This window comes from Plesiomonas sp., from assembly GCF_051650925.1.
Classification (GTDB): Bacteria; Pseudomonadota; Gammaproteobacteria; order Enterobacterales; family CAMTGL01; genus Plesiomonas.
The window spans coordinates 1-6584 of sequence record NZ_JBOFRH010000142.1; the positions used below are offsets into that span (position 1 = coordinate 1).

At 48.4% G+C, this 6584-nt stretch carries 7 protein-coding genes; all 7 read left to right on the forward strand.

All coding sequences use genetic code 11. From position 1 onward, the window contains the following. The coding region (locus tag ACRC27_RS03110) for a class I tRNA ligase family protein (RefSeq protein WP_438639175.1) at positions 1-654 on the forward strand (654 nt) is incomplete at its 5' end. Then, positions 654-1160, forward strand: coding sequence for a signal peptidase II (gene lspA, locus ACRC27_RS03115; protein WP_438629201.1), 507 nt, complete (start codon positions 654-656; stop codon positions 1158-1160). The genes ACRC27_RS03110 and lspA, both read left to right, overlap by 1 nt. A 130-nt stretch (positions 1161-1290) precedes the next feature. Beyond that, positions 1291-1737, forward strand: coding sequence for an FKBP-type peptidyl-prolyl cis-trans isomerase (gene fkpB / locus ACRC27_RS03120; RefSeq protein ID WP_438639178.1), 447 nt, complete (start codon positions 1291-1293; stop codon positions 1735-1737). Between the two features lie 11 nt (positions 1738-1748). Then, a complete protein-coding gene (ispH, locus tag ACRC27_RS03125; RefSeq protein WP_438623550.1) occupies positions 1749-2693 on the forward strand; it encodes a 4-hydroxy-3-methylbut-2-enyl diphosphate reductase in 945 nt (314 codons plus the stop codon). A 151-nt stretch (positions 2694-2844) separates the two neighbouring features. Next, positions 2845-3654: a 4-hydroxy-tetrahydrodipicolinate reductase gene (dapB, locus tag ACRC27_RS03130; protein WP_438639176.1), complete on the forward strand. Its 810-nt coding sequence runs from the start codon at positions 2845-2847 to the stop codon at positions 3652-3654. 434 nt (positions 3655-4088) lie between these two features. Then, positions 4089-5249, forward strand: coding sequence for a glutamine-hydrolyzing carbamoyl-phosphate synthase small subunit (gene carA / locus ACRC27_RS03135; protein ID WP_438623552.1), 1161 nt, complete (start codon positions 4089-4091; stop codon positions 5247-5249). 31 nt (positions 5250-5280) lie between these two features. Further along, a partial coding sequence (gene carB / locus ACRC27_RS03140) for a carbamoyl-phosphate synthase large subunit (RefSeq protein WP_438639177.1) occupies positions 5281-6584 on the forward strand: 1304 nt, incomplete at its 3' end.

Below are 6584 nucleotides of genomic sequence, written 5' to 3' on the forward strand. Positions count from 1 at the left end.
GTTGAGATGGGTTCATTCTATCTGGATATCATCAAAGATCGTCAGTACACCGCGAAGACCGACGGCATTGCCCGCCGTAGCTGTCAAACTGCGCTGTATCACATTGCCGAAGCATTAGTTCGCTGGATGGCGCCGATCATGTCATTTACTGCTGATGAGATCTGGAACTTTTTGCCAGGCGAGCGTTCTGAATTTGTGTTCACGGAAGAGTGGTATCAGGGTCTGTTCGGTTTAGCCGAAGGCGAAGAGATGAACGATGCTTACTGGGCTGAATTACTGAAAGTTCGCGGTGATGTGAATAAAGTGATTGAGCAAGCACGTAACGACAAGAAAGTCGGTGGTGCACTGGAAGCGGAAGTGACCTTGTACGCAGATGACGCGCTGAGCAACAAGCTGCTTGCCTTAAGTGATGAGCTGCGTTTTGTTCTGTTAACGTCAAAAGCGGTTGTTGCACCATTGAGTTCAGCGCCTGCTGATGCCGTGGCAACTGATAGCAAAGGGTTGGCCATTACACTGATCCGTTCAGCAAATGCAAAATGTCCGCGTTGCTGGCACTATGCTGCCGACATCGGTTCAGTTGCTGAACACCCGACACTGTGTGGTCGTTGTGTAACTAATATCGCCGGAAACGGTGAAACACGTAAGTTTGCTTAATGAGTAAACCACTATTGTCTACAGGGCTGCGCTGGCTATGGCTGGCCGCCCTGATTTTTGCAGTTGATATCGGCACTAAACTTTGGGTGATGGACAGTTTTACACTGTACGAATCTGTGAAAGTTTTGCCGTTTTTCAACCTCACTTATGTGCACAATCCGGGCGCTGCATTCAGCTTTTTAGCCGAACACAGTGGTTGGCAACGTTGGTTTTTTGCGGGCATTGCTTTATTGGTGACAGCCTCACTGATGGTGTGGATGTACAAAACACCTGCCGATCAGCGGTTACCCAATTTCGCTTATGCGCTGATTATCGGCGGTGCGCTGGGGAATCTGTTTGACCGGTTAGTGCATGGTTATGTGATCGATTTTCTCGATTTTTATATCGGAACATCACACTGGCCAGCATTTAACATTGCCGATATTGCCATTTGTCTTGGTGCTGGGCTGGTGGTTTTAGACGGTTTTTTAGCGCCGTCAGAAAAGACCCAAGCGCATAAATCCTGACGATAGTCTCCGGTTTAACAGCGTCACTGCGTTACAATCAACAGGCTGGCAGTTGCCAGCCTGTTTTTTCATTGAAACTGAATGAAAAACACAATTGCCGACTTTTAAGCTTACAAAAAGGATATGTATGCTGACCCCGCACATTCAGGCTGACAGCCGCGTTCTGGTCCACTTTGATCTGCTGCTTAGTGATGGCAGTGCTGCTGACTCAACTCGCGTTGAGAATAAACCGGCTCTGTTTTGCTTTGGCGATCAAAGCCTCTCTCCTGCTCTTGAGGCTGAACTGCTTGGTTTATCGGTTGGCGATAAAAAGCGCTTTACCCTCACGCCTGAACAGGCATTTGGGTTGTCAAATCCGGATAACATGCATCACTTTGAACGAAGCCGTTTTGCGGCAGAGACTGAGCTGGAAACCGGTATGATCATGCTGTTTTCTCAGCCTGATGGCCAAGAGATCCCCGGTATTGTTCGGGCGATTGCCGGTGATTCGGTCACCATTGATTTTAACCACCCGCTGGCAGGGCAGGCTGTGACCTTTGATATTGAGATCATGGCGCTGGATCCTGAAAACGAGTAAGAGATAACATCATGCAGATTCTGTTAGCCAACCCCCGTGGTTTTTGTGCCGGCGTTGATCGCGCCATCAGTATTGTTGATCGTGCACTGGAATTGTATGGCGCACCGATTTATGTGCGGCATGAAGTGGTGCACAACCGTTACGTGGTTGAACAATTACGTAACCGTGGTGCGGTGTTTGTCGAAGAGCTGCATGAAGTTCCCGATGGCTGTATCGTGATTTTTTCAGCACATGGTGTATCACAAGCCGTGCGTGCTGAAGCCAAGTCACGTGAGCTAACCGTCTTTGATGCGACTTGCCCGTTAGTTACCAAAGTGCATATGGAAGTGGCACGAGCAAGCCGGAAAGGGGTTGAGGCAATATTAATCGGTCATGCCGGTCATCCAGAAGTAGAAGGCACGATGGGCCAGTATAATAGTGCTCAAGGTGGCATGTATCTGGTGGAGTCTCCGGCTGATGTAGCAAAACTGGTGGTGAAAAACCCTCAGCAGCTCTGTTTTATGACACAAACAACCCTCTCAATTGATGATACCTCTGAGGTTATTGACGCACTGCGCCAGCGTTTTCCGGCGATTGAAGGGCCGCGTAAAGATGATATCTGCTATGCCACCACCAACCGCCAAGAGGCGGTGCGTGATCTGGCTGAGCAAGCGGATATCGTGCTGGTAGTCGGTTCAAAAAACTCCTCTAACTCCACCCGTTTAGCTGAATTGGCTAATCGCTCAGGAAAAGCAGCTTATCTGATTGATGGCGCAGAAGATATTAACGAGCAGTGGTTGCAAGGCGTCAATACTGTGGGCTTAACTGCAGGCGCTTCAGCGCCGGAAGTCTTGGTAAAAGCGGTGATTGATCGTTTGCAGCAACTCGGTGGTCTTGCCGTGATAGAGAGCCCAGGGCGCGAAGAAAATATTATTTTTGAAGTGCCTAAAGAGCTACGTGTTCAGCAAATTGATTAAATATCAACCGTGAACATACAGACGTAAACATGAACATAAAAAAGGGGAAGCGTAATGCTTCCTCTTTTTTTACAAATCAGTAATAGTGTTTTATCACAGACTCAAAACGCGTTAACGCGTGTAACCGCATTCAATTTAAAAAGGGATAACCATGATCAAAATTGCTGTAGCAGGGGCAGGGGGGCGTATGGGTCGCCAGCTGATTCAGGCCGTACAGTCAGCTCAGGGCGTAATGTTAGGCGCGGCCATTGAGCGCGCGGGTTCAAGTCTGGTTGGCACTGATGCCGGTGAATTGGCCGGTATTGGGCGATTAGATGTGAAAGTGAGTGACTCACTGGCTGCGGTGGCCGATGATTTTGATGTCTTAATTGATTTTACCGTACCGGCGGCCACCTTATCTCATTTGGCCTTTTGCCGTGCGCATCAGAAAAAAATGGTTATCGGCACGACCGGATTTGATGCCGCAGGTAAACAGGAGATCGCCGATGCTGCCCAGCAGATTGGTATTGTGTTTGCCTCGAACTTCAGTGTAGGCGTGAATGTGGTCTTCAAGTTGCTGGAAAAAGCCGCCACTATTATGGGCGATTACACTGATATTGAAATTATCGAAGCGCACCATCGGCATAAAATTGATGCGCCATCAGGCACCGCGCTCTCAATGGGCGAAGTGATTGCGCAGGCACTGGGCCGTGATCTTGATCAGTGTGCCGTGTATGCCCGTGAGGGGATTACAGGTGAGCGCGAAGCCGGTACTATCGGTTTTTCGACCGTGCGGGCAGGCGATATTGTCGGTGATCATACCGTGATGTTTGCTGATATTGGTGAGCGTGTTGAGATTTCACACAAAGCGTCTAGCCGTATGACATTTGCCAACGGTGCAGTGAAAGCTGCGCAGTGGGTGAATAACCAGTTACCTGCACAATATGATATGAAAGATGTTTTAGGCCTGCATGCACTGTAACAGTGTGGCTGTCTCTGGCTAGGCTATGATGATTTCTGATTGATACTTAGCTTGTTAAAATGAGACGAAAAAACAATAAATGCCGCATGGTAACTATTTTATGTAGTTTAGTGCGGTTTTTTTCGCTTATATCCCCCCTATTAATTTGTGTGATATTTATCATACGGTTTTTTTATTGCGTAAATATTATCTTTGCTAGCAAACGGTTGTTTTCTGCTTTTTTGTCCTTGTTTTGAATCCCCCGATGCATTTAATCTTTTTTTGCTCTGTTTTTGTGTGTTTTTTTAATCATTTTTATAGACAGTTTCTCACTCTATCTATAAAATTTGCGCAATTTGCCAAAAATCCATAACAGTTGATGTTAGGCAGCAAATCATTCAGTATGTTCTGAATGAAAATGCGGCAAAAGAGATTAAATATTCATGGAGGTTGTTTTGAGTAAGACGGCACTATTAGTTCTCGAAGACGGTACAGTCTTCAAAGGTACCGCCATTGGCGCAGAAGGGTCTGCCGTTGGGGAAGTTGTTTTTAATACCTCGATGACCGGATATCAAGAAATACTGACTGACCCCTCTTATTCCCGCCAAATTGTTACTCTCACTTATCCCCATATTGGTAATGTAGGCACCAACCCTGAAGATGAAGAGTCACCTCATGTACATGCTCAAGGTTTAGTGATTCGAGATTTACCGTTAGTTGCCAGTAATTTCCGCAGTACCGCCACCCTCTCTGAATATCTCAAACACCACAACGTTGTTGGCATCGCCGATATTGATACCCGTAAACTAACCCGTATTCTGCGTGAAAAAGGCGCTCAAAATGGCTGCATCATTGCCGGAGCAGAGCCTGATGCCCAGTTTGCGCTAGAAAAAGCCCGTGCTTTTGCCGGATTAAGTGGTCTGGATTTGGCCAAAGAGGTTACCACTGCAGAAACCTACAGTTGGACACAAGGCAGTTGGACGCTGACAGGCGGTCTACCGGCAGCAAAATCAGACGGTGAACTGCCGTTGCACGTGGTTGCGTACGATTATGGTGTAAAGCGCAATATTTTACGGATGCTCGTTGATCGCGGCTGCCGCCTGACTGTTGTGCCGGCAAAAACCCCTGCTGCTGATGTGCTGGCACTAAACCCTGATGGCGTGTTTCTTTCCAACGGCCCAGGTGATCCTGCCCCGTGCGATTACGCTATCGAAGCGATAGAGCAGATTTTACACACTGATGTTCCTGTTTTCGGGATCTGCCTAGGTCATCAACTGCTTGCGCTGGCATCAGGTGCGAAAACCACAAAAATGAAATTTGGCCATCATGGGGGTAATCATCCGGTTAAAGATTTAGACCGTGATGTGGTGATGATTACCGCACAGAACCACGGTTTTGCTGTGGATGAGAGCAGTCTGCCTGCCACCTTGCGTGCTACCCATAAATCACTGTTTGATGGCTCACTACAAGGCATTCATCGCACGGATAAACCGGCATTTAGCTTCCAAGGTCATCCGGAAGCCAGCCCAGGCCCGCATGATGCCGCACCGTTATTTGATCACTTTATTGATCTCATTAATGTGTACCGCCAGAACCGCACGCTAAACCTGAAATAACGCAGCCAGAACAGACAGGAGTTGCTACACAATGCCAAAACGTACTGATATTCAAAGTATTCTTATTCTGGGTGCTGGCCCTATTGTCATCGGTCAAGCCTGTGAGTTTGACTACTCAGGCGCACAAGCGTGTAAAGCTCTGCGCGAAGAGGGTTACCGCGTTATTCTGGTGAACTCAAACCCTGCCACTATCATGACCGATCCGGAAATGGCCGATGCGACCTATATCGAGCCTGTGCAGTGGCAAGTGGTGCGTAAAATTATTGAAAAAGAGCGTCCGGATGCAGTTTTACCGACCATGGGCGGCCAGACCGCGCTGAACTGTGCGCTGGATCTAGAGCGTCATGGCGTACTGGCTGAGTTTGGCGTACAGATGATTGGTGCAACAGCCGATGCCATTGATAAAGCCGAAGATCGCCGCCGCTTTGATCAGGCAATGAAAAAAATAGGCTTAGATACTGCACGTTCAGGTATCGCACATACCATGGAAGAGGCATACGCGGTACAAGCTGAGTTGGGCTTTCCGTGCATTATCCGCCCTTCATTTACCATGGGCGGAACCGGTGGTGGTATTGCCTATAACCGTGAAGAGTTCGATGAGATCTGTACTCGGGGTCTGGATCTCTCTCCTACCAATGAACTGCTGATTGATGAGTCTCTGATTGGCTGGAAAGAGTACGAGATGGAGGTGGTGCGCGATAAAAATGATAACTGCATCATTGTCTGCTCAATTGAAAACCTTGACCCGATGGGCATTCACACCGGAGATTCGATTACCGTTGCACCGGCACAAACACTGACTGATAAAGAGTACCAAATCATGCGTAACGCCTCGATGGCGGTACTGCGTGAAATCGGTGTTGAGACGGGCGGTTCAAACGTACAGTTCTCGGTAAACCCGAAAGATGGCCGAATGATCGTTATCGAAATGAACCCGCGTGTGTCGCGCTCTTCTGCGCTAGCATCAAAAGCGACCGGTTTCCCGATAGCAAAAGTGGCCGCAAAATTGGCGGTAGGTTACACGCTCGATGAGTTGATGAACGACATCACAGGTGGCCGAACACCAGCCTCTTTTGAGCCTTCGATTGATTATGTCGTCACTAAAATCCCTCGCTTTAACTTCGAAAAATTTGTCGGTGCCAATGATCGTCTGACTACTCAAATGAAGTCAGTGGGCGAGGTGATGGCGATTGGCCGTAACCAGCAAGAGTCACTGCAAAAAGCGTTGCGCGGTCTGGAAGTGGGCGCGACCGGTTTCGATCCGAAAGTGGATCTGGATGCACCTGATGCGCTGACCCGTATTCGCTATGAGCTTAAAGAGGCCGGTTCTGACCG

What these genes read in the sequence shown, in the direction of transcription:
- lspA (WP_438629201.1), top strand. Translation starts at nt 654, where the DNA reads ATGAGTAAACCACTATTGTCTACAGGGCTGCGCTGGCTATGGCTGGCC.
- ispH (WP_438623550.1), top strand. Translation starts at nt 1,749, where the DNA reads ATGCAGATTCTGTTAGCCAACCCCCGTGGTTTTTGTGCCGGCGTTGAT.
- dapB (WP_438639176.1), top strand. Translation starts at nt 2,845, where the DNA reads ATGATCAAAATTGCTGTAGCAGGGGCAGGGGGGCGTATGGGTCGCCAG.